Origin of the sequence: Leisingera sp. S132, assembly GCF_025144465.1 — a bacterium.
Taxonomy (GTDB): domain Bacteria; phylum Pseudomonadota; class Alphaproteobacteria; order Rhodobacterales; family Rhodobacteraceae; genus Leisingera.
On sequence record NZ_CP083553.1, the window covers coordinates 822,947 to 843,204 of the forward strand.

The 20,258-nt window shown below is 65.1% G+C and carries 23 protein-coding genes; 12 read left to right on the forward strand and 11 right to left on the reverse strand.

Features of this window, described 5'->3' with window-relative positions; all coding sequences use genetic code 11:
- Positions 1-53: 53 nt before the first annotated feature.
- Genes K3725_RS03970 through K3725_RS03995 form a run of 6 tightly spaced genes read right to left on the reverse strand, consistent with a single transcriptional unit; the run spans position 54 to position 4,107 of the window.
- Positions 54-326 carry a hypothetical protein gene (locus tag K3725_RS03970; RefSeq protein WP_260017566.1) on the reverse strand — a complete coding sequence of 91 codons (273 nt, stop codon included), beginning with the start codon at positions 324-326 and terminating at the stop codon, positions 54-56.
- Entirely contained in the window at positions 323-928 is a 606-nt protein-coding gene (gene plsY, locus K3725_RS03975; protein WP_260017567.1) for a glycerol-3-phosphate 1-O-acyltransferase PlsY, read from the reverse strand. The genes K3725_RS03970 and plsY overlap by 4 nt, the downstream gene beginning before the upstream one ends.
- Positions 928-2,238, reverse strand: coding sequence for a dihydroorotase (pyrC, locus tag K3725_RS03980; RefSeq protein WP_260017568.1), 1,311 nt, complete (start codon positions 2,236-2,238; stop codon positions 928-930). The genes plsY and pyrC overlap by 1 nt, the downstream gene beginning before the upstream one ends.
- Positions 2,235-2,618: a hypothetical protein gene (locus K3725_RS03985; RefSeq protein ID WP_260017569.1), complete on the reverse strand. Its 384-nt coding sequence runs from the start codon at positions 2,616-2,618 to the stop codon at positions 2,235-2,237. The genes pyrC and K3725_RS03985 overlap by 4 nt, the downstream gene beginning before the upstream one ends.
- Complete coding sequence (locus tag K3725_RS03990) at positions 2,618-3,151, reverse strand: hypothetical protein (protein ID WP_260017570.1); 534 nt, start codon at positions 3,149-3,151, stop codon at positions 2,618-2,620. Before K3725_RS03990 ends, K3725_RS03985 begins: the two co-directional genes overlap by 1 nt.
- 5 nt (positions 3,152-3,156) lie before the next feature.
- Positions 3,157-4,107, reverse strand: coding sequence for an aspartate carbamoyltransferase catalytic subunit (locus K3725_RS03995; protein WP_260017571.1), 951 nt, complete (start codon positions 4,105-4,107; stop codon positions 3,157-3,159).
- A gap of 186 nt (positions 4,108-4,293) precedes the next feature.
- On the opposite strand from K3725_RS03995, the gene K3725_RS04000 reads away from it, so the two are divergent.
- The 6 genes from K3725_RS04000 (at position 4,294) to K3725_RS04025 (ending at position 11,809) form a co-directional block, all read left to right on the forward strand.
- Positions 4,294-5,058 carry a uracil-DNA glycosylase family protein gene (locus K3725_RS04000; RefSeq protein WP_260017572.1) on the forward strand — a complete coding sequence of 255 codons (765 nt, stop codon included), beginning with the start codon at positions 4,294-4,296 and terminating at the stop codon, positions 5,056-5,058.
- A gap of 9 nt (positions 5,059-5,067) precedes the next feature.
- Complete coding sequence (locus K3725_RS04005; protein WP_260017573.1) at positions 5,068-5,667, forward strand: metallophosphoesterase family protein; 600 nt, start codon at positions 5,068-5,070, stop codon at positions 5,665-5,667.
- Positions 5,664-6,284: a LysE family translocator gene (locus tag K3725_RS04010; RefSeq protein WP_260017574.1), complete on the forward strand. Its 621-nt coding sequence runs from the start codon at positions 5,664-5,666 to the stop codon at positions 6,282-6,284. Before K3725_RS04005 ends, K3725_RS04010 begins: the two co-directional genes overlap by 4 nt.
- On the forward strand, positions 6,285-6,827 hold the full coding sequence (moaB, locus tag K3725_RS04015; protein ID WP_260017575.1) for a molybdenum cofactor biosynthesis protein B: 543 nt from the start codon (positions 6,285-6,287) through the stop codon (positions 6,825-6,827).
- 126 nt (positions 6,828-6,953) lie between these two features.
- Positions 6,954-8,408, forward strand: coding sequence for an efflux RND transporter periplasmic adaptor subunit (locus K3725_RS04020; RefSeq protein ID WP_260017576.1), 1,455 nt, complete (start codon positions 6,954-6,956; stop codon positions 8,406-8,408).
- A gap of 5 nt (positions 8,409-8,413) precedes the next feature.
- On the forward strand, positions 8,414-11,809 hold the full coding sequence (locus K3725_RS04025; RefSeq protein WP_260017577.1) for an efflux RND transporter permease subunit: 3,396 nt from the start codon (positions 8,414-8,416) through the stop codon (positions 11,807-11,809).
- Here K3725_RS04025 and K3725_RS04030 read toward each other — a convergent pair.
- Entirely contained in the window at positions 11,779-12,240 is a 462-nt protein-coding gene (locus K3725_RS04030; protein WP_260017578.1) for an NUDIX hydrolase, read from the reverse strand. The genes K3725_RS04025 and K3725_RS04030 overlap by 31 nt on opposite strands.
- Positions 12,237-13,058 (reverse strand): protein-disulfide reductase DsbD domain-containing protein, encoded by an 822-nt coding sequence (locus K3725_RS04035; protein WP_409201587.1) that lies wholly within the window; start codon positions 13,056-13,058, stop codon positions 12,237-12,239. Before K3725_RS04035 ends, K3725_RS04030 begins: the two co-directional genes overlap by 4 nt.
- Positions 13,059-13,238: 180 nt before the next feature.
- On the opposite strand from K3725_RS04035, the gene K3725_RS04040 reads away from it, so the two are divergent.
- Complete coding sequence (locus K3725_RS04040; RefSeq protein ID WP_260017579.1) at positions 13,239-13,796, forward strand: YqgE/AlgH family protein; 558 nt, start codon at positions 13,239-13,241, stop codon at positions 13,794-13,796.
- Between the two features lie 124 nt (positions 13,797-13,920).
- Here the strand turns inward: K3725_RS04040 and K3725_RS04045 are convergent, their stop codons facing one another.
- Positions 13,921-14,871 carry an L-threonylcarbamoyladenylate synthase gene (locus K3725_RS04045; protein ID WP_260017580.1) on the reverse strand — a complete coding sequence of 317 codons (951 nt, stop codon included), beginning with the start codon at positions 14,869-14,871 and terminating at the stop codon, positions 13,921-13,923.
- Positions 14,872-15,012: 141 nt separating this feature from the next.
- Here K3725_RS04045 and K3725_RS04050 point away from each other — a divergent pair, with 141 nt between their 5' ends.
- From K3725_RS04050 to K3725_RS04070, 5 genes are all read left to right on the forward strand, one after another.
- Positions 15,013-16,716: an acyl-CoA dehydrogenase gene (locus tag K3725_RS04050; protein ID WP_260017581.1), complete on the forward strand. Its 1,704-nt coding sequence runs from the start codon at positions 15,013-15,015 to the stop codon at positions 16,714-16,716.
- A complete protein-coding gene (locus tag K3725_RS04055) occupies positions 16,697-17,767 on the forward strand; it encodes an MBL fold metallo-hydrolase (RefSeq protein ID WP_409201588.1) in 1,071 nt (356 codons plus the stop codon). The genes K3725_RS04050 and K3725_RS04055 overlap by 20 nt, the downstream gene beginning before the upstream one ends.
- Before the next feature lie 26 nt (positions 17,768-17,793).
- Positions 17,794-18,246: a DUF6173 family protein gene (locus K3725_RS04060; RefSeq protein WP_260017583.1), complete on the forward strand. Its 453-nt coding sequence runs from the start codon at positions 17,794-17,796 to the stop codon at positions 18,244-18,246.
- A 163-nt stretch (positions 18,247-18,409) separates the two neighbouring features.
- Positions 18,410-18,544, forward strand: coding sequence for an aa3-type cytochrome c oxidase subunit IV (locus K3725_RS04065; protein ID WP_019297124.1), 135 nt, complete (start codon positions 18,410-18,412; stop codon positions 18,542-18,544).
- Between the two features lie 16 nt (positions 18,545-18,560).
- Positions 18,561-19,178, forward strand: coding sequence for a hypothetical protein (locus tag K3725_RS04070; protein WP_260017584.1), 618 nt, complete (start codon positions 18,561-18,563; stop codon positions 19,176-19,178).
- Between the two features lie 24 nt (positions 19,179-19,202).
- Here K3725_RS04070 and K3725_RS04075 read toward each other — a convergent pair whose 3' ends face one another.
- Positions 19,203-19,532: an AzlD domain-containing protein gene (locus K3725_RS04075; protein WP_260017585.1), complete on the reverse strand. Its 330-nt coding sequence runs from the start codon at positions 19,530-19,532 to the stop codon at positions 19,203-19,205.
- Positions 19,529-20,257 carry an AzlC family ABC transporter permease gene (locus tag K3725_RS04080; RefSeq protein ID WP_260017586.1) on the reverse strand — a complete coding sequence of 243 codons (729 nt, stop codon included), beginning with the start codon at positions 20,255-20,257 and terminating at the stop codon, positions 19,529-19,531. Before K3725_RS04080 ends, K3725_RS04075 begins: the two co-directional genes overlap by 4 nt.
- Between the last annotated feature and the right edge of the window lies 1 nt (position 20,258).

Below are 20,258 nucleotides of genomic sequence, written 5' to 3' on the forward strand. Positions count from 1 at the left end.
GCCCAGCGGTGAGCTGCACGGCACCTGGTCCAACGGCCGCGCGCTGGAACGGCTCATTCCATAACCTGCAGTGCCAGCACGAAACGGATGACCTTCTCCTCAGGCATCTCGCAGGGTTTCAGCCAGGCACCGGACGTGAGCCGGTAAAGGTTGAGGCTGATGTAATCCGTGCCGCCCAGTTCCCGCGCCACCAGCTTCTGCGATTTGCCGTTTGCGAGGTTTTCGCGGCAAACAAGGTACCGGCGTCCAGCCGCGGTCCCGTTAAAGGCACCCAGCGGCAAGGCATCGAAAGCTGCAAGAAAGGCCTGCAGCTTTCCCGGCGTCACTTCTGGCCGATCCGCGGCTCAGTGCCTGCCCGCAGGCGGGCAATATTGGCTGAGTGGCGGATGAACACCACGGCCGCCAGTATCGCAGCCAGCAGGGCAACCGGCTGATAGCCTAGCAGCAACGCCCAGACTGCGCCGGACGCGGCGGAAACCAGTGCCCCCATCGAGGAAATCCGGCTGACCGCCGCTGCCGCCAGCCAGCTCAGGCAGCAGGCGATGCCCACCGGCCAGGCCAGCGCCAGCATCAGGCCCAGGAAGGTTGCAACGCCCTTGCCGCCCTTGAAGCCCAGCCAGACTGGAAAGCAATGGCCGAGGAAGGCCATGAGACCGGCCGCTTGCGCTGCATCCTCGCCGGCCAGAAAGCGGGCCAGAAGCACCGCCGCCGCGCCCTTGCCGCCATCCAGAAGCAGTGTCAGCGCCGCGGCAGCTTTGCTGCCCGTGCGCAGCACGTTGGTGGTGCCAATATTGCCCGACCCGATTTCCCGCAGGTTGCCCAGGCCGAATACCTTGGTGACCACCAGCCCGAACGGCACTGAGCCGAGGCTGTAGCCAATCGCTGCCCACAGCATCAGAACAGCGGCAGAGCTTTCGAATACAGGCATCAATCCCTCCGGTAGACGGGCTCGCCCGCCACATAGGTTGCTTCCACCCGGCCCTGCAGCCGCTGGCCGTCAAAAGGCGTGTTCTGAGACTTCGAGCGCAGCTTGAAGCGGTCCAGCACAAACGGCACATCCGCATCGAACAGCACCAGATCCGCGGGCGCTCCCGCGGCCAGGCGGCCGCTCTCCAGCCCCAGCCGTCTGGCCGGGTTCAATGACATGGCGCGGAACAGGGCGGGCAGGTCCAGAAGCTCGGCGTGGTACAGCCGCAGCGCAGCGGGCAGCAGGGTTTCCAGCGCCACTGCGCCGGCCGCGGCTTCCTCGAACGGCAAGCGCTTGCTTTCCTCATCCTGCGGCGTATGCATCGAGGAAATGATGTCAATGAGCCCGGTCCGCACCGCCTCAACCACCGCCAGCCGGTCGTCCTCGGAGCGCAGCGGCGGCTTTACCTTGAAGAAGCTGCGGTACCCTGCCACGTCCAGCTCGTTCAGTGTCAGATGATGGATCGAGGTTCCTGCCGTGATATCCAGCCCGTTGGCCTTGGCGCGCTCCAGCGCGGGCAAGGCGCGCGCTGTTGTAATCTGGTCTGCGTGATATTTCGCGCCGGTCATTTCCAGGAGCGCGATATCACGGTCCAGCCCCATCCGCTCTGCCATCGGGGAGACCGCCGGCAGGCCGTAAAGGGCAGCAAACTTGCCGCTGGTGGCGGCGGCGCCCCTGCTCAGCACCGGCTCCTGAGGGTGCGCGATGACCAGCGCGCCGCAGGACCGCGCATAGGTCAGCGCCCGCTGGAACACCTTGGTGTTGCTGACCACATGGTCGCAATCGCAGAAAGCAACCGCGCCAGCATCCATCAGGAAGCCGATCTCGGTCATCTCCCGGCCCTCGCGGCCCTTGGTAAGTGCCGCCATCGGCAGCACGTTCACAGGTGTGTCGGCCTGAGCGCGGCGGGTGACGAATTCCAGCGTCTCCGGGCTGTCAATTGCGGGGGAGGTATCGGGCCGGGTGACAATGGTTGTCACGCCGCCTGCCGCTGCTGCCAGGCCTGCGGACTTATAGCTTTCCTTGTGCCGCTCGCCCGGCTCGCAGACCTTGACGCCAATGTCGACAATGCCCGGCGCCAGGCATTTGCCGCCGCAGTCCACCTTGGCCGTGTCTTCCGGAGCGATGCCATGCGCGTGCAGCATCTGCTCAGGCGCGGCTGTATCCTTTGCAACCGCAGCGATCCGTCCATTCCGCACCAGAACTGCCCCCGGCGTGTCGGTGCCAGCCTCTGGATCGATCAGGCGGGCGTTGATGAAGAGAGTGCTCATGCCTTGGCTCTTTCAATTGCGTTGAGGGTCGCGGCCGGGTCGGCCTGGTATTTGATCAGGTGTTTGTCGCCGCCCTTTGTGACGACTTGCACATAGCTGCCCATGGTCTTGACGGCTTTTATTTGAGAGACCGGCACCGAACGCCCGCCAGGCCCTGAAAGGCTGTCCCGGGTCAGGGTCCAGACCACCGCCAGCTCCTCGCTGGCCATGTACCAGCCGCGCAAGGTGATGGCGGCCAGTCCGCCTGCAGCTCCGGTCCAGATATGCGGGCTGTCGATGAACCATAGGACCGCCATCGCGCCCCCCATGCCAATCGCCGCCATCCAGGCGTGCGCGCGGACATAGGCGCCGCGGTCGGGTTTGAATTCTATTCCCGCCATCAGAACACCAGGGCCCAGACAATCAGGGCGATCAGGGCCATGACAATGGCAAACAGCGTGGCTCCGATGCGGCGGGCCTGACTGCGCGCCTTGCGCGGAGACAGCTTGGGCGCGGAATAGGGCTTGGCACTCTCGGAGGTGGCCGGTGCTGCACTCCAATTGGTCCGCCGCTCGCCATAGGTGCCCTTGAGCTTGATTTGCGCCGCCGGGGTCAGCCGTGTCTCTTCACCGCCAAAGGCGCGGGAGCGGATCAGCAGCACATGGCCTTCCATTGACTGCAGCATCCTGCGGTCGTCTTCGACCTGCGCCCGCGGCACACCGCAACCCTCGGTCAGGTAGCCGGTCAGGCCGATGTCTTCCAGGTCTGAGACCGGAAAGATCTCCACCTGATCCATGTCCAGCGCGTCTATCCCCAGCACCTGCGCCAATGCACCGGGCTCCTTCAGAAAAGCCGCCTGCTCGGGCCGCATGTCGAGCGCAAAAAGACGGATCACGCCGCGTTCGCCTGCCGGGATATGGATCACACCCTTCAAGCGGCTCAGCCTGCTTTGGCCTGGCGTTCGGCACGCAGGTTTCGGGCCAGCAGATCCATCGCCGCCATCCGCACTGCGACGCCCATTTCGACCTGTTCCTGAATGACCGAGCGGTTGATGTCGTCGGCAAGCGTTCCGTCAATCTCCACACCGCGGTTCATCGGCCCGGGGTGCATGACGATGGCGTCCGGCTTGGCCAGCGCCAGTTTCGCGGCGTCCAGCCCGTAGCGATGGTAATACTCCCGCTCCGACGGGATGAAGCCGCCGTCCATGCGCTCCTTCTGCAAGCGCAGCATCATGACGACGTCGACGTCCTTCAGGCCTTCGCGCATGTCGTCATAGATCTCTGCGCCGAACTCGGCGAACTGGCCGGGGACCAAAGTGGGCGGGCCAATGAGGCGGATGCGGTTTTCCATCTTGCCCAGCAGGATCAGGTTGGAGCGCGCCACGCGGCTATGGGCAATGTCGCCGCAGATTGCGATGTTCAGCCGGTGCAGCCGGCCCTTGGAGCGGCGGATGGTCAGCGCATCCAGCAGCGCCTGGGTCGGGTGCTCATGCTTGCCGTCGCCGGCGTTCAGAACTGCGCAGTTCACTTTCTGGGCCAGCAGATCCACCGCACCGGAATGCGGGTGGCGCACGACCAGCAGGTCCGGGTGCATCGCATTCAGCGTCATCGCCGTGTCGATCAGGGTTTCGCCTTTTTTGATCGAGGACGCCTGCATCGCCATGTTCATCACATCGGCGCCCAGCCGCTTGCCCGCCAGCTCGAAAGAGGCCTGAGTGCGGGTGGAGTTCTCAAAGAACATGTTGATCTGTGTGAGCCCCGCCAGCACGTCGGAATGCTTTTCCGGGCGGCGGTTCAGCGCCACATAGTCGTCGGCCAGATCGAGGATCGCGGTGATCTCATGCGGCTTCAGCGGTTCGATGCCAAGCAAATGGCGGTGTTCGAAGGACATATGGGGCAGCTCCGCTTGATTTGCCGGTTCTTATAGGCGGGGCAGGCGGATGCGGCAAGGCAGAGCAGGCGAGGGGCCGGCCCCTCGCGCTCCCCGGAGTATTTTCTGAAAGATGAAAGGCTTGAATCTGCGGCATGGCCGCGGAGAGGTGTTCCGCTTGCCGGCTGGGCGGAGTAGCTTGGGCGCATGGAATCGGCATTGGATTACTGGAGCGCGCGGGCGCTGTTGGAGTGGCAGGCGGAGCTTGGCGCCACTGAGGCGCTGTGCGACGAACCTGTCGACCGGTATGCGCTGGAGCAGGCCGCGCCGAAGCCGAAACCGGGTGCGGCTCCCGTGCCGCCGCCCAAGCCCAAGGAGGCGGATCCTGTCGAAGTGGCGCAGAAGGCGGCCAGGGCCGCGGGTTCGCTGCCCGCCCTGCGCGATGCGATGGACGGCTTCAGCCACTGCGAGCTGAAACGCGGCGCCCGCAATCTGGTGTTCTCCGACGGCCAGGCCGGGGCGCGGGTGATGATCATCGGCGAGGCACCGGGCCGCGACGAGGACCTGCAGGGCAAGCCGTTTGTCGGCCGCGCCGGGCAGCTTCTGGACAAGATGCTGGAGTCGATCGGCCTCAGCCGCGCCGATAACGTCTATATCACCAATGTGCTGCCCTGGCGGCCGCCGCAGAACCGCGATCCGCTGCCCGCCGAGATTGCCATGCTGACACCGTTCCTGGAGAGGCATGTGGCGCTGGCTGAGCCCGAGGTGCTGGTCCTGATGGGCAATATCAGCTGCCAGGCGGTGCTGGGCAAACGCGGCATCACCCGGCTGCGCGGGCAGTGGGACCAGGCCTGGGGCAAGCCGGTCATTCCGATGTTTCACCCCGCCTACTTGCTGCGCCAGCCTCCGCAAAAGCGGCTGGCCTGGACCGACCTCCTCGAACTGAAGGCACGGCTTGGGAGCTTGACTTAAGGTAATCACATGAAAATCCTGGCGTTCTCCGATCTGCACCTGTCTGCTCCTCATGCAGCGGATATCGTGGCGGCCAGTGCGGGTGCGGATCTGGTGATCGGCGCCGGCGATTTCTGCAACATGCGGATGGGAATGGACAGTGCCGTTGCTATGCTGTCGGGGCTTAAGGCGCCGATGGTCGCAGTGCCTGGCAATGGCGAAAGCGCTGATGAATTGCGCACTGCCGGATTCGCAAATACCGCTGTGCTGCACGGCGAAGGCATTGATGTCGAAGGCCTGCGCCTGTTCGGACTGGGATATGGCGTGCCGGAGACTCCTTTTGGCGGCTGGTCCTGCGACCTGAGCGAGGTGCAGGCGGGCGCGATGCTGGCAGCCTGCGATCATGCCGATATCCTGGTCTCCCATTCGCCGCCCAAGGGCGTCGGGGATGTGACGTCCGGCGGGCTTTCCGTTGGCTCCACCTCGGTCCGCGCAGCAGCGAAACGGATCCAGCCGCAGCTCTTGCTGTGCGGCCATGTGCATGATTGCTGGGGATTTCGCGGCGATCTAGGAAAGACTCAGGTGGCCAACCTAGGCCCCGGAATAAATTGGTTCGAGGTGGAGCCGTGATTGATCCTGTGACCCTGCTGGCTTTTGTCCCCGCAGCGCTGGCGCTGAACCTGACGCCGGGCGCAGACATGATGTTCTGCCTCGGCCAGGGGTTGCGCTCCGGCCGCGCGGCAGCCGTGGCCGCCAGCGCCGGCATATCGGCAGGCAGCATGGTGCATGTGACGCTGGCCGGACTGGGGCTGGGGGCTGTGGTCTCTGCCATGCCCGCACTTTTTGACGTCATCCGGTGGATCGGTGTGGGGTATCTCCTTTTCCTCGCCTGGGGCGCTTTGCGCAAAGGGGCAGCCCGGGCGAATGCGCCGGCGGTGCCGGTCCGGCGGGCGTTCCGCGCCGGCTTCCTCGTCAACCTGGCAAATCCCAAGGTGATCCTGTTCGTTCTTGCTTTCGTGCCCCAATTCGTGCGGCCGGAGGCAGGGCCGGTGCTTGCGCAATTCCTGGTCTTCGGGCTGATCCTGGCCGCAGGCGGGTTTGTCATAAACGGGCTGGTGGGCATTTTTGCAGGCCAAGCCGGACGGCAGCTGACCGGTTCGCCGGTTTTTGCGCGCTGGCTGGGCCGGGTCTCGGCCGGAATTTTTGCAGGGCTGGCCGTTCGGCTGGCAATCATGGAGAGGGCGTAGATGTCCCGTATCGACCAAAGCATGGAATTCATCCCGGTCCGCATTGCTGTTCTGACGGTCTCGGATACCCGCAGAATGGAGGACGACCGCTCCGGCCAGGTGCTGGCCGACCGGCTGCGGGAGGCAGGCCACACCCTGGCCGACCGTAAGATCATCCCCGATGAACGGGCCGATATCGCCGCGCAGTTGCGCGTCTGGATCGCTGATCCCAAAGTGGACGTGGTGATATCCACCGGCGGCACCGGCCTGACGGGACGCGACGTGACGGTGGAAGCGCACCGCGATGTCTACGAGAAAGAGATCGAAGCTTTCGGCACCGTCTTTACCATGGTCTCGATGCAGAAGATCGGCACCAGCGCGGTGCAGTCGCGGGCCACTGGCGGGGTGGCGGGCGGCACATACCTGTTTGCGCTGCCCGGCAGCCCCGGTGCTTGCAAGGACGGCTGGGATGAAATCCTGTCAAAACAGCTCGATTACCGCCACCGGCCCTGCAATTTCGTGGAAATCATGCCCAGATTGGAGGAACATCTGCGACGGAAGTAACCGTGCGCGGCGTGTAACCTCGCAAACCCGTGCGGAAAATCCTATATTTCCAAGCGGGCGCAAGGCTTTTGCGCTTTGGCTGGCCGCACGCGGGCCCGGCAGCAGCCGCCACCAGAAGGGAGAGACATGCGCTTTTTGCGTCAAAGTTTGATGGGGCTTTTCCTGGCGTCGCTGACGGCGGCCCTGCTGCTTTATGCCGGGCAGATGATCTTTGGCGCCATTGAGGCGCAGCTCAACGCGGAACGAAAGCCGCCGCCGGTGCGCGAGCGTGTGTTTGCGGTCAATGTGGTGACCGCGGACCTGCAGACTGTGGCGCCGGAACTGACCGCTTTTGGCCGCGTGGAAAGCCGCCGCACTCTGGAACTGCGTACTGCTGCGGGCGGCCGGGTTGTGCAGCTGTCTGAGGATTTCGAGGAAGGCGGTGCCGTCCGTGCGGGCGAGGTGCTTGTGCAAGTCGATCCGGCAGATGCCCAGGCCGCAGTGGACCGGGCCGAGGCCGACATGATGGATGCCCGCGCCGAAGAACGCGACGCGGGGCGGGCCCTGATCCTGGCGCAGGACGAGCTGCAGGCGACCCAGGACCAGGCCCAACTGCGCGAGCGGGCCTTCCAGCGGCAGGTGGATTTGCAGGAACGCGGTGTCGGCACCGCCGCCACGGTCGAAACCGCGGAACTTGCCGCGGTTCAGGCCCGTCAAACCGTGATCTCGCGCCGCCAGGCGGTCAGCCAGGCAGAGGCGCGCGCCGATCAGGCTGCAACCCGGGTGGCCCGGGCGCAGATTGCGCTGGATGAGGCGCGGCGTGATCTTGAGGACACCACCATCAAGGCAGGCTTCGACGGCACCCTGCAATCGGTCAGCCTGGTGCAGGGGCGGCTTGTGTCTGCCAATGAAAAGCTCGCGGATCTGGTTGATCCGGACCTGCTGGAAGTGGCGTTCCGGGTCTCCACCGCACAATATGCCCGGTTGCTGGACAGCAGCGGCCGCCTGCTGGAGGCTCCTGTAAGGGTAACGCTGGATGCGGCCGGGGCTGGTCTCAGCGCAACCGGGCGGATCTCCCGCGCCAGCGGTGCGGCTGGGGACGGGCAGACCGGGCGGCTGGTCTATGCCAGCCTGAATGCGGCTCCCGGGTTCAAACCGGAAGATTTCGTGACAGTTCACGTGACAGAGCCTGAGGTTCGCGCGGTCGCACGGGTCCCTGCCTCCGCGTTTGGTGCCGACGGCACCGTCTTGCTGCTGGGCGAGGGGGACCGGCTTGAGGCGCTGCCCGTCGAGCTGGTGCGCCGTCAGGGCGATGACGTGCTGATCCGCGGCTCAGGGCTGGAAGGACGCGAAGTTGTGACCGGCCGCACACCCTTGCTGGGGGCCGGCATCAAGGTGCGCCCCTTGCGGCAGGGCGCAGAAGCGCAGGCGCTGCCCGATCTGATCGAACTCACGGAGGAGCGGCGCGCGCGGCTGGTGGCTCTGGTTGAGGGCAACAGCCGGATGCCCTCTGAGATGAAGGCGAAAATGCTTCAGCAGCTGGCAGAGGCCAAGGTGCCGGCACAGCTGATCAGCCGGATTGAATCCCGGATGGGAGGCTGAACCCCATGGCGCGCAGGCTTCCCCGGCAGGCCCGCGGGCTGTTCAGCTATTTCACCCGCCACCGCACCGCGGCCAACCTTCTGCTGGTGATCATGCTGGTGCTGGGCGCGGCGGCGATGCCCAACATGCGGGCGCAGTTCTTCCCGGATGTGATCGTCGAAAGCGTCACCGTCACCGTCGAATGGGAGGGCGCCGGTCCCGAGGACGTGGACAGCGCCATTGTGCAGGTGCTGGAGCCTGCGCTGCTGGCCGTTGACGGGGTGGAGGAGACCTCCTCCATCTCCCGCGAGGGACTGGCCACGCTGACTCTGGAATTTGAGCCCGGTTCCGATATGGGGCAGGCTACAGACGATGTGCAGACCGCAGTGGACGGCATCACCACTTTGCCGGAAGAGGCGGAAGAGCCGGAAGTGCGCCGCGGCGCTTGGCGGGACCGGGTGACAGATGTGGTGATCACCGGCCCGGTCGGGGCCGGGCAGCTTGGCCTTTTTGCAGATGAACTGGTTGTGCGACTCTTTGAGGCCGGCGTTACCCGCACCACAATCCGCGGCGTGGCCGCGCCGGAAACCATCGTCGAGGTGCCGACTGCCAAGCTGATCACACACGACATCACCATGCGCGAGATCGCAGAAGCGATTGCGGCTGAGGTCGATGCCGACCCTGCAGGTGATGTGTCCGGCGCCAATGCCCGTGTGCGCACCGGCAGCGAGAAGCGTAAGCCGGATGAGCTGGCGGCCATCGTGCTGCGCACCAATGCCGATGGCTCCGTGCTGACCGTCGGTGATGCGGCGCAGATCCGGGTCGAGGGCGTGGACCGCAACCGCTCCTACTTCGTGGATGATAACCCGGCGATGTCGATCCGGGTGGACCGCTCCGATCAGGGCAACGCCATCCGCCTGCAGGCACAGGTGCAGGAGGTTGTAGACGAAATGCAGGCCAGCCTTCCGCAGGGAGTGACAGCTGAGCTGATCCGCACCCGGGCTCAATCCATCACCGACCGTCTGGATATCCTGGTAGACAACGGCCTGATGGGGCTTGGCCTGGTGCTGTGCCTCCTTTTCCTGTTCCTCAACACCCGCATCGCCTTTTGGGTGGCAATGGGCATCCCGGCCTCGATGTTTGCCGCCGTGGCGCTGATGTATGCCGCCGGGATCACCATCAACATGGTCAGCCTGTTCGGCCTGATCATCACCCTGGGCATCGTGGTGGATGACGCCATCGTGGTTGGCGAACATGCCGATTTCCGTGTGCGCCGGCTTGGCGAAAGCCCGATGCAAGCGGCCGAGAATGCTGCCCGGCGCATGGCGATGCCGGTCTTTGCTGCAACCCTTACCACCATCATCGCCTTCTTCGGCCTTACCCTCGTGGGCGGGCGGTTTGGCGAGCTGATCCGCGACATCCCCTTTACCGTGATTGCGGTGCTGGCGGCCTCGCTGGTGGAGTGCTTCCTGATCCTGCCCAACCATCTGGCGCACGCGCTGACCCATGCCCAGGCGCGCCACTGGTATGATTGGCCGAACCGGATGGTGAACCGCGGGTTCCGCTGGCTGCGCGACCATGCCTTCCGGCCTCTGATGGGCTGCATTGTCACCGCGCGCTACGCCGTTCTGGCAGGGGCGCTGGCAATCCTGGCCAGCCAGGCCGCACTGTTCATCAACGGCGATGTGCAATGGCGCTTTTTCAACGCGCCGGAGCGCGGATCGGTCACCGGCAACTTCGCCATGGTGGAGGGCGCCAGCCGCGCCGACACAATGGCGATGATGCACGAGATGCAGCGAGCAACCGAGGCGCTGGGCGCTGAGTACGCCGAACGTTACGGCCGCAACCCGCTGGACTTTGTGATGGCCGAGGCGGGCGGCAATGCCGGCCGAGGCCTCAGCGGGGTGGAGGCCAAGGACGCCGACCTTCTGGGCGGTATCTCGATTGAACTGATCGACGCCGACCTGCGCCCCTATTCCAGCTTTGCCTTTGTCGCGGAGTTGCAGGAGCGCGTGGTGCGCCATCCGATGGTCGAGACAGTCTCGTTCCGCAGCTGGCGGTCGGGGCCGGGCGGCGACGCACTGGATGTGCAGTTCTCTGGCCCCAGCGTGCAAGTGCTGAAAGGCGCCTCCGAAGATCTGAAAACCGCACTTCTGCGGTTTCCTGAAGTCTCTGCAGTTGAGGACAATCTCGCCTACGACAAGGAAGAAGTGATCCTCGACCTCACCCCGCAGGGACAGGCGCTGAACTTTACCATTGGCAGCCTGGGCCAGGCGCTTCGGGCGCGGCTCAACGGGATTGAGGCGGCGACCTATCCCGACGGCCCGCGCAGCGCCACAATCCGGGTGGAACTGCCGAAGAATGAGCTGACCGCCGATTTCCTGGAGCGCACCCTGATGCGGGCCCCCAGCGGCGTCTATGTGCCGCTTGCAGATATCGTCTCGGTCACCCAGCGCACCGGTTTCTCCACCGTGCGCCGCGAAAACGGCATCCGGGTGATCAGCGTGACCGGCGATATCTCAGAGGACGATCCTGCGCGCGCCGAGGCGGTGACGCAAGCGCTGCAGAACGAGATCCTGCCGAACATTGCCAGCGAGCGGCAGGTGGAATGGCGCCTGTCCGGTCTGGCAGAGCAGGAACAGACGTTCCTCCAGGAGGCGGGCACCGGCCTGATCCTCTGCCTCACCGGCATCTACTTGGTGCTGTCCTGGATCTTTGCCAGCTGGACCCGTCCGCTGGTGGTGATGGCGATCATCCCCTTTGGCCTCGTCGGCACCATCTGGGGCCACTACGTGTGGGAGGTGCCGCTGAGCATGTTCACTGTGGTTGGCCTGTTGGGAATGACCGGGATCATCATCAACGATTCCATCGTGCTGGTAACCACCATCGACCAGTATGCGCAGGACCGCGGCTTGATCCCGTCCATCATCGACGCGGCGGCGGACCGGCTGCGCCCGGTGATGCTGACCACCATGACCACGGTGCTGGGGCTCGCGCCTTTGTTGTTTGAACGTTCCCAGCAGGCGCAGTTCCTGAAGCCCACGGTGATCACCCTGGTCTATGGCTTGGGGTTCGGGATGTTCCTGGTGCTGCTGGTGGTGCCGGCGCTGGTGGCAATGCAGCGCGACCTGTCGCGGCCGTTCACCTCGCTGCGCCGCGCGCTGCGGCAGGGGGCAGGGCGCCTGCGCTGGCTGGTACTGGGCACCGCTCTGGCTCAACTGGGCTGGCTGGTGCTGACGCTGGGCTGGGCGATGGCATCCGGCGCTTTGCATCCCGCACTGCGGATGATCCCGGCACTGGCTGCAATGGAGCCGGTGCGGGCCGGATTGCTGGCGTTCCTTCTGGGGGCCTTCGCGCTGGCACTGCTTGCCTATGCAGCGGGCGGAATTGCCTACCGGCTCAACGCCCGCCAGCGGGCCTGAGCCAGCCGCGCCACGTCGCCGACCTGATCCAGAAGCTGCAATCCGCGGGTCTCGATCTCTGCGACCGGGATCCATTCGGCCTGCTCGGCGTCATCATCCGGCACCGGTTCGCCGCTCACGTGTTCGCACAGCACCACGGTCAGCAGATACTGCCGTTGCGCCATGCCGGACGCATCGCGCGAGATCACATCCACATTGGTGAGATACTCCAGCGTCCGGGCGGTCACGCCGGTCTCCTCCATCAGTTCGCGTGCCGCGGCCTGCAGGGCGGTCTCGCCCATCTCCACATGACCGCCGGGAAAACCCCACCAGCCCGCGTTCGGCTCCTTGCCGCGCTGCACCAGGATCACGTGGTCCTGCCCGCCGGAGTGGCGGCAGACCACGGCTATGGTGCCCAGAACCGGGCGGGCAAGATGGCCGGGTTCGCTCATCCGGCGCTGCAGCCCTGAATGTCAACGGCGTGGTTTTTCCCAAGCACAGTGATCCGCAGCTGCGAGCGGTCTATGGCATAAGGACTGCCGTCCGCGGGCAGAAACTCGGTCTCCGCCACCAGCTGTCCGCCTTCGCGGCGGGTCTTGGTTTCACCGGCATAGAGCTTGGGGTTGCCGGGTTCGATCACCGCAACCTCCTCGCCGCCGGCAGAAGGCATCGAGATGCGGGCGGTGACCGTCATACCGTACTGCGACGGGCGCAGGCTGCAGGTTGCGTTGCGCACGCCCGCTTCCTTGGCCGACCAGGGGCGGCTGGCCATCGCGGCGGCAATTGCAGGGTGGCGGCCTGCGCTGCTGTCCAGCTCATGGTCGAATTTCAGTTCGGCCGGCACGCAGACATCCTTGCACACCCCCAGCTGCATCCGCCCTTTCAGGCGCACCGGCTTGCCCGGAGTTTCAGGCGTGATCTCCACTGGCAGCACCAGCTGATCATGATAGCCGATGGTGCGGTAACCAGAGGTCAGGAAAACTTCGGGAGAGGGCCAGGTGATCGACAGCCTGCCGACATTACGTGCCCCGCGCCAGGAAAAACTGGGCGGGATGCCCGCATCGCCGGGAGCGCGCCAATAGGTCTTCCATCCCGGCTGCAGGGTGATCCGCAACGCGCCCAGATGGGTGCCTCGGGAGGTCATACCGCCATCCAGCACCTCGACCTGCACGATATCGCCGTCCGCAGCGCCGGCAGATGCAGGCGCACCGCTTGCAGCAGCCAGCAATGCTGCCGCAGCAGCAGCGGTTTTGAGCATTGTCCGTTTCATACCCGAATACATGCGCCTGCCAGCCAGCTTTGCCAAGTCACGATCCGGTCATGGCTCCCTCATCCTCCTGTGTTTGCGGCAAATTTGCCGGAGCCTGTGCGGAGTTGCGCCGATGCGCCCCCTTGCGCGGCAAGCGGGTGCGCGTCATGGTGGGGGGAGGCAGCAGAAAGACGGAAATTCATGGATCTGACTGGCAAGCTCTTGATTGCAATGCCTGGTATTGGCGACCCGAGGTTCGAGCATTCGGTGATCTTCCTGTGCTCGCACGGCGAGGAGGGCGCAATGGGGCTGATCGTCAACAAGCCCGCGGACGGCGTGGCGCTGGGCGATCTGCTGGAGCAGCTGGACCTGGGCGGCGACAGCAACGCGGCGGCGGCGCTGCCGGTGCGCTTTGGCGGTCCGGTGGAGACCCAGCGCGGTTTTGTGCTGCATACGCCTGATTACGAATCGGATGTGAGTTCCCTGAAGGTGCCGGGCGGTTTCTCGATGACCGCGACGCTGGATATTCTTGAGGACATCGCCCAGGGGCAGGGGCCGCAGGACCTGCTGGTGCTGCTTGGCTATGCGGGCTGGGGGCCGGGGCAGCTGGAATCGGAGATCACCATGAACGGCTGGCTGACAGCGGAGGCCAGTCCGGACCTCGTGTTCGGGCTTGCGGATGACAGCAAGTGGGGGGCGGCGCTGAAGACCCTGGGCGTTGATCCGCTCACCTTGTCGTCCAGCGCGGGCCACGCCTGAACGCTCATATCCGGGCGGTACAGGGGGCTCCCGCGCGTTTTCTGATTATCGGAGATAATCCCAAAACCCTTGGGCCGGGCGCCCATCTTCGATGGGCGCAGGTGACCCGCGGGGCCTGCCGCGTTCAGTCCCGCGGCGCGGCGGCGCGGCGCAGGCGGTCGTTGATGGCCTCGCCCAGCCCGTGCATCGGCACCGGCGCAACGGCAATCGGCTTGCCAAGCGCATCCAACTGATGGAGATGGCCGAAGAGATTGGCCGCGGCCTCAGCCAGGTCGCTGTTTTCGGACAGGTTCAGGTCGCAGGGGCCGGGGCCGAAGCCGAGGTAAAGCTCACCGGCTTGCGGGGCCTCCGCATTCAGCCGCACTGGCGCGCCGGGGGCATAATGCGACAGCAGTTGTCCCGGCGCTGTCAGCGGGTCATGCACGTCGCGCTGCGTCAGCCTGCGGCCCAGCACGGCCTCAATTTCTTCCGCTGCCAACCCGCCGGGGCGCAGCAGCACCGGGTCCGGCCCGGCCAGACCGATGATGGTCGACTCCAGGCCGACACCGCAGGCGCCGTCATCCAGGATCGCGGCAATCCGGCCGTCCAGCCCGGCCTTCACATGCGCAGCCGTCGTGGGGCTGATCTTGCCAGAGGGATTGGCGGAAGGTGCTGCCACCGGCCCGTCCAGCTCCCGCAGCAGGGCCTGCGCCGCCGGATGCGCGGGCACCCGCACGCCGAGCGTCTCCAAGCCGGCGGTGACCAGCGGCGAGATCCCGTGCCCCTCGCGCAATGGCAGCACCAGGGTCAGCGGTCCGGGCCAGAAGGCCGCGGCCAGCTGTTCCGCAACGTTATTCCATGCCACGTAGCGCCGCGCAGCCTCCGCCGAATGCACATGGGCGATCAGCGGATTGAACGACGGCCGCCCCTTGGCCTCGTATATGGCCGCAACCGCAGTGCCCTGCCGGGCATCAGCGCCAAGGCCATAAACCGTCTCGGTCGGGAAGGAGACCAGTTGCCCGGCCTGCAAAAGCCGGGCGGCGCGGGCGATGCCGCTTGCCGTTGCGGCAAGGATTTCAGTGCTCTGCTGGGGCATTCCGGGTGACGCGGCGTTTTGGTTGATTGAAAAAAGCGCCCGGTTAGGTAATCGGACAAGCCACAGACCATAATGGGCCAGCGCCGGGAAGCCAAGACTGCCCGCGCCGCAGGCCCCAGAAACCCCCGCCAGAGGACGCCCATGACCTTCCGCGCCCCCGTTTCCGAGTATGAATTTCTGCTGAACCACGTTGTGGGTTATGACAGCATCCCAGCCACAGACCGCTTTGCCGAGGCAACATCCGACACCGTAAGCGCGATCCTCACAGAGGCAGGCAAGCTGTGCGAGGAGGTGATGGCGCCGCTGCAGCGCAATGGCGACCTGCACCCTGCGCGTCTGGAAAACGGCGTGCTGCGAACCTCGCCAGGGTTTGCCGATGGCTATCAGGCCATTTGCGAAGGCGGCTGGGTCGGCATCAGCGCAGCGGAGGAATTCGGCGGCATGGGGCTGCCGCAGACGGTTGCCGTTGCGGTTTATGAGATGATGGCGGGTGCCTGCCTGTCGCTGCAGCTCGCGCCGCTGCTGAGCCAGGGCCAGATCGAGGCGCTGGAGCATCATGCCTCAGACTCCATCAAGGAGCTGTACCTGCCCAAGCTGATCTCCGGCGAATGGTCCGGCACCATGAACCTGACCGAGCCGCAGGCCGGGTCGGATGTCGGCGCACTTACATCCAAGGCAGAGCCCAATGGCGACGGCACCTATGCCGTGACCGGCCAGAAGATTTTCATCTCCTGGGGCGACAATGATTTCTGCGGCAACGTCTGCCACCTGGTGCTGGCGCGGCTGCCCGACGGGGTGCCGGGGACCAAGGGGATCTCGCTGTTTCTGGTTCCGAAATACCTGCCGGACGCGGACGGTAAACCGGGCAAACCCAATGATCTCAAGGTCGTGAGCCTGGAGCACAAGATGGGCCTGCACGGCTCCCCCACCTGCGTTATGCAGTTCGACGGTGCCACCGGCTGGCTGGTCGGGCCGGAACACGGTGGCATGGCGGCGATGTTCACCATGATGAACAACGCCCGCCTCGGCGTCGGCGGCCAGGGCGTCGGCGCGGGCGAAGGTGCCTACCAGCACGCGCTGGCCTATGCGCTGGAGCGCAAACAGGGCAAGACCGCCAGCGGCTTCATCGCCGACCACGCCGACGTGCGCCGGATGCTGATGGAGATGAAGGCGGATCTTTTTGCCTCCCGCGCGATCCTGATGGCCTGTTCCCGCGCCATCGACATGCATACCGCCACCGGCGGCAGCGATTGGGCAGCCCGCGCGGCCTTCCTGACCCCGATTGCCAAGGCCTTTGGCACCGACACCGGCATGCGCGTTTCGGAAACCGGGGTGCAGGTCTATGGCGGCATGGGCTTCATCGAAGAATCAGGCGCGGCGCAGTATTACCGCGACGTGCGGGTGACAGCGATCTACGAGGGCACCAATGGCATCCAGTCAATGGACCTGGTGGCGCGCAAGATGATGGACGGCGGCGAAATGGGTTTTGCCCTGATCGACGAGATCGAGGAGCAGGCCGAACGTGCCCGTGCCACCCATCCCAACATGGCCGAAGCCGTCTGGCAGGCATGTGAATCCCTGCGCGAAGCCACCGAATGGCTGGTGTCGCAGCAGGACATGCAGGACCGTTTTGCGGGCTCGGTGCCGTACCTGCGCGCCTTTGCCCGGGTGCTGGGCGGCCACTATCACCTGGCAGCCGCGATGGAGGATCAGGGCGGCGCGCGCGAGAAGCTGGCCCGCTTCTACATCACCCGGATGCTGCCGGAGCACAGCGCGCTCTTGGCCCACGCGCAGGCCGGTGCAGAAGGCACCTTTGCCCTCAGCCATGACGAACTGGCAGGCTGATCCCGTGACCGATCTTCCCGACGTCTCCCCCCGTACCCCTTGGGAAGAACCACCCGCACAGGGGGAGGCGATCGAAGTGGCCGAGGGTGTCCTCTGGATGCGCCAGCCGCTGCCGATGAAGCTGGATCACGTCAACATCTACGCACTGGATGAGGGCGACGGCTGGACGGTGGTCGACACCGGCTTCAACTCCCGCAAAAGCCGCGGCATCTGGGAGAGCCTGATGGCCGGCCCCCTGAAGGGCAAGCCGGTGACGCGCGTTGTCGTGACCCATCACCACCCTGATCACATTGGCCTGGCGGGCTGGTTCCAGTCGCAGCACGGTGCCGAACTGGTCACCACCCGCACCGCCTGGCTGTTCGCCCGGATGCTGACGCTGGACGTGCAGGAGACATGGCCGGAGGAGACGCTGGCCTATTACCGCAGCGCCGGCATGGCGCCGGAGATCTATGACAAACGCGTCAATGACCGGCCTTTCAACTTTGCCGACACTGTGCATCCGATGCCGCTGGGCTTCACCCGTATCAAGCAGGGCGACGTGATCCGCATGGGCGGGCGCGACTGGGACGTGCACACCGGCAACGGCCACGCCCCGGAGCACGCGACGTTTTGGAGCCGGGATGACAATCTGGTGATCACCGGCGACCAGATCCTGTCGACCATCAGCCCCAACATCGGCGTCTACGCGACTGAGCCGATGGCCGACCCGCTGGGCGAATGGCTGGAGGCCTGCGAGCGTCTGGCAAAACTGGCGCGCCCCGATCATCTGGCGTTGGGCGGCCACAAGCTGCCATTCTCGCGCCTGCCGCTCAGGATGCAGCAGCTGATCGGCAACCACCACGGCGCGCTGGAACGTCTGATGGATCACCTTTCCGTGCCGCGCACAGCCGCCGATTGCTTTGCGCCGCTGTTCAAGCGCAGAATCGGCGAGGGTGAGTACGGGCTTGCACTGGTCGAGGCGGTGGCCCATGTAAATCATCTGTACCACACCGGCCAGGTGACCCGCTGGAAACGCGAAGACGGTGCCTGGCTCTATCAAGGCAAGGGGTGATCCGCACCCCGGAAAGGGGAGGCACCATGAGCGACGAGATTTCCACCAGCGCCGAGGCGGCAGAGGCGGCGGTGCTGCCCTGCGTGCATGAAGTCCATTCCGACCCGGATGCCTGTGCAGGCCTGACCAAGGTGCCGGAGAAGCTGCAGAAACCGGATGCCGCCAAAAGCCCGGCCCGCTGGGCCTATGAAAGGCTCATCCTCTATATCCAGAACTTCGAACAGCAGCTGGATGCCGAACACGAGGTCGCCATGGGCTTCGCCGGCGGCAATACCGGCGTGCTCAGGATCGAGGGCATGGGCTATTTCGATCCCGACATCATCACCTTCTACGGCAGTGAGCCGGACGGTTCGAGAACCCAACTGGTGCAGCATGTGAGCCAGCTCAATGTGATGCTGCGCTCGGTGCCCAAGCCGCGTGAGGAGGAGCCTGCCACCCGCATCGGCTTCCGCCTCGCCTCGGACCTGCAGCAGGAGTGAGCCGCACGATTCGCCGCCCGGGCCTCCGCCGCAGGATTCGCAGCGGTTTTCTGTGGTTTCCGGGCGGCATTTCCACCGGATGCGCCCGAATGACGTGGTGACAGCGCGCGGCAAATCCGGTAATCACCGGGAAAACGCACGTGAATTTTGAGGGATAACTCACATGGCTGATCACCAGCACGGCACCATGGACATCACCGTTCAGGAGAAGATGTTCTCGAGCTTCATGACCTTCGTGACCCGTTTCTGCATCGCGATGGTGTTCCTCGCGCTGTTCCTGGCTATTTTCGCTACCTGATCCCGGGACAATATTGATGCGCAATCTGCTCTGCCTCGGCGCGGTGATGCTGGCGCTTGCGGGTTGCGCGGCGCCGCAGCAGCCGAACGCGGACGCCGAAACCCTGGCCAAGGCGGCCTACCGGCATCCTGGCCCCGCGACGCTCACCCTGTACACGATGATCAACAACCGCACCGGGCGGGGCGGCCATGCGTCGCTAATGATCAACGCGTCGGAACGGGTGATTTTCGATCCGGCAGGCTCGTTCTACGCCTCAGTAGTACCAGAGCGGAACGATGTCCTTTTTGGTATCACCCCGGCAGTGGAAAAAGCTTACCGCGGCGCTCATGCGCGCAGCACATTCCATGTGGTCGTGCAACGGGTTGAGGTGACGCCGGAGCAGGCCCAGAAAGCCTATCAGCTGGCCGTCACCAACGGCCGCGTGCCCGGCGCCTACTGCGCCCAGGCCACCATCGGCATCCTGCAGCAGATCCCCGGCTTTGAAAGCCTGGACCGCACCTTCTATCCGGAGAAACTCTCCGCCCAATTCGGCCAGCTGCCGGGCGTGGTGACAGAGCGTTACTATGAGAACGACAGCGCCGATCTGCAGGCGGGCATCACCAAGAGCGACGCTGCGCTCAGCACTGCCGAGTAATTCTTCCGCCCGGGCGCAGAGCGCTCAGGCGGCGAGATACAAGAGCAGCAGGCTCATCCCGCCGGTTCCAAGCCCGATCAGCACATTGCGCGTCAGATAGCCCGCGGCGAAGGTCGCCGCAGCGGCGGCAAAATGCATCAGGCTGGGATCGCCTCTGGTGGGGGCAGGCCAGACCACCAGCGGTGCCACCAGTGCCGGGATGATCGCCACGGCGGTATAGCGCAGATGCCGCATCAGCCATTCGGGGATGGGCTTGCCGCCCATGAAGCCGATAAAGGCAAACCGCAAGCCGTAGCTGCCAAGCGCCAGCCCGATGATCACGGTCCACAAGATTGGTGCAGGGATACTGCTCATTTCGCGCCCTCCGCCTTGGCCTTTTGCCGCTCCAGCCACAGTTCCGCCTGCGCACCCGCGACCATGCCGGCAATTCCGGCCACAATCAGCCCCAGGTTATAGGGCAGAGCGGATGCGGGCAGCGAGGCAGCAACTGCCACAAAACACGCTGCCACATGCGCAGGGGTGCGCAGCATCGGACCGATCATCGCCAGAAACGCCAGCGGCAGCACGAAATCCACACCCCAGCTTTCCGGGATACGGGTGCCCACCAATGCCCCCAGCGCGGTGGCGATGACCCAGGCCGGTGTGATCAGGCCATTGGTGCCAAAGAAATACGCCACCCGCTGCGCCAGCGGCATCTCCGGCTCCTGTTCGAATTGCACAACCGACAGCGCATAGGACTGATCGACGATGAAATAGGCCGCAATTGCCCTCTGCCACATCGGCGCATCACCCAGGTACGGCGTCAGCGATGCCGAATACATCGCCATCCGCAGGTTCACCGCCAGCGCCGAGATCAGGATGATGATCAGCGGCGCGTTCTCCTGCATCAGCTGCAGCGCGGTAAACTGCGCGGCGCCGGCAAAGACCGTCAGCGAAAAGGCAAAGGCCTCCGGCACGATCAGCCCGGCTTCTGCCGCCAGTACCCCGAACAGGAACCCAAAGGGCGACGCCATGAACAGAAACGGCGCGCTGTCGCGGAACCCCTTCCAAAAGGCCGATTTGGTGGTGGTGATTGCCATC

Excerpts from the sequence above, each read along its gene's own strand:
- K3725_RS04000 (WP_260017572.1), top strand. The coding sequence starts at position 4,294 with ATGGAATCGGCATTGGATTACTGGAGCGCGCGGGCGCTGTTGGAGTGG.
- K3725_RS04025 (WP_260017577.1), top strand. The coding sequence starts at position 8,414 with ATGGCGCGCAGGCTTCCCCGGCAGGCCCGCGGGCTGTTCAGCTATTTC.
- plsY (WP_260017567.1), bottom strand. The coding sequence starts at position 928 with ATGCCTGTATTCGAAAGCTCTGCCGCTGTTCTGATGCTGTGGGCAGCG.
- K3725_RS04045 (WP_260017580.1), bottom strand. The coding sequence starts at position 14,871 with ATGCCCCAGCAGAGCACTGAAATCCTTGCCGCAACGGCAAGCGGCATC.
- K3725_RS03995 (WP_260017571.1), bottom strand. The coding sequence starts at position 4,107 with ATGTCCTTCGAACACCGCCATTTGCTTGGCATCGAACCGCTGAAGCCG.
- K3725_RS04065 (WP_019297124.1), top strand. The coding sequence starts at position 18,410 with ATGGCTGATCACCAGCACGGCACCATGGACATCACCGTTCAGGAGAAG.
- K3725_RS04035 (WP_409201587.1), bottom strand. The coding sequence starts at position 13,058 with ATGAAACGGACAATGCTCAAAACCGCTGCTGCTGCGGCAGCATTGCTG.
- pyrC (WP_260017568.1), bottom strand. The coding sequence starts at position 2,238 with ATGAGCACTCTCTTCATCAACGCCCGCCTGATCGATCCAGAGGCTGGC.
- K3725_RS04060 (WP_260017583.1), top strand. The coding sequence starts at position 17,794 with ATGAGCGACGAGATTTCCACCAGCGCCGAGGCGGCAGAGGCGGCGGTG.
- K3725_RS04040 (WP_260017579.1), top strand. The coding sequence starts at position 13,239 with ATGGATCTGACTGGCAAGCTCTTGATTGCAATGCCTGGTATTGGCGAC.
- K3725_RS03985 (WP_260017569.1), bottom strand. The coding sequence starts at position 2,618 with ATGGCGGGAATAGAATTCAAACCCGACCGCGGCGCCTATGTCCGCGCG.
- K3725_RS04075 (WP_260017585.1), bottom strand. The coding sequence starts at position 19,532 with ATGAGCAGTATCCCTGCACCAATCTTGTGGACCGTGATCATCGGGCTG.
- K3725_RS04080 (WP_260017586.1), bottom strand. The coding sequence starts at position 20,257 with ATGGCAATCACCACCACCAAATCGGCCTTTTGGAAGGGGTTCCGCGAC.
- K3725_RS04050 (WP_260017581.1), top strand. The coding sequence starts at position 15,013 with ATGACCTTCCGCGCCCCCGTTTCCGAGTATGAATTTCTGCTGAACCAC.
- K3725_RS04055 (WP_409201588.1), top strand. The coding sequence starts at position 16,697 with ATGACGAACTGGCAGGCTGATCCCGTGACCGATCTTCCCGACGTCTCC.
- K3725_RS04030 (WP_260017578.1), bottom strand. The coding sequence starts at position 12,240 with ATGAGCGAACCCGGCCATCTTGCCCGCCCGGTTCTGGGCACCATAGCC.
- K3725_RS04005 (WP_260017573.1), top strand. The coding sequence starts at position 5,068 with ATGAAAATCCTGGCGTTCTCCGATCTGCACCTGTCTGCTCCTCATGCA.
- moaB (WP_260017575.1), top strand. The coding sequence starts at position 6,285 with ATGTCCCGTATCGACCAAAGCATGGAATTCATCCCGGTCCGCATTGCT.
- K3725_RS04020 (WP_260017576.1), top strand. The coding sequence starts at position 6,954 with ATGCGCTTTTTGCGTCAAAGTTTGATGGGGCTTTTCCTGGCGTCGCTG.
- K3725_RS04070 (WP_260017584.1), top strand. The coding sequence starts at position 18,561 with ATGCGCAATCTGCTCTGCCTCGGCGCGGTGATGCTGGCGCTTGCGGGT.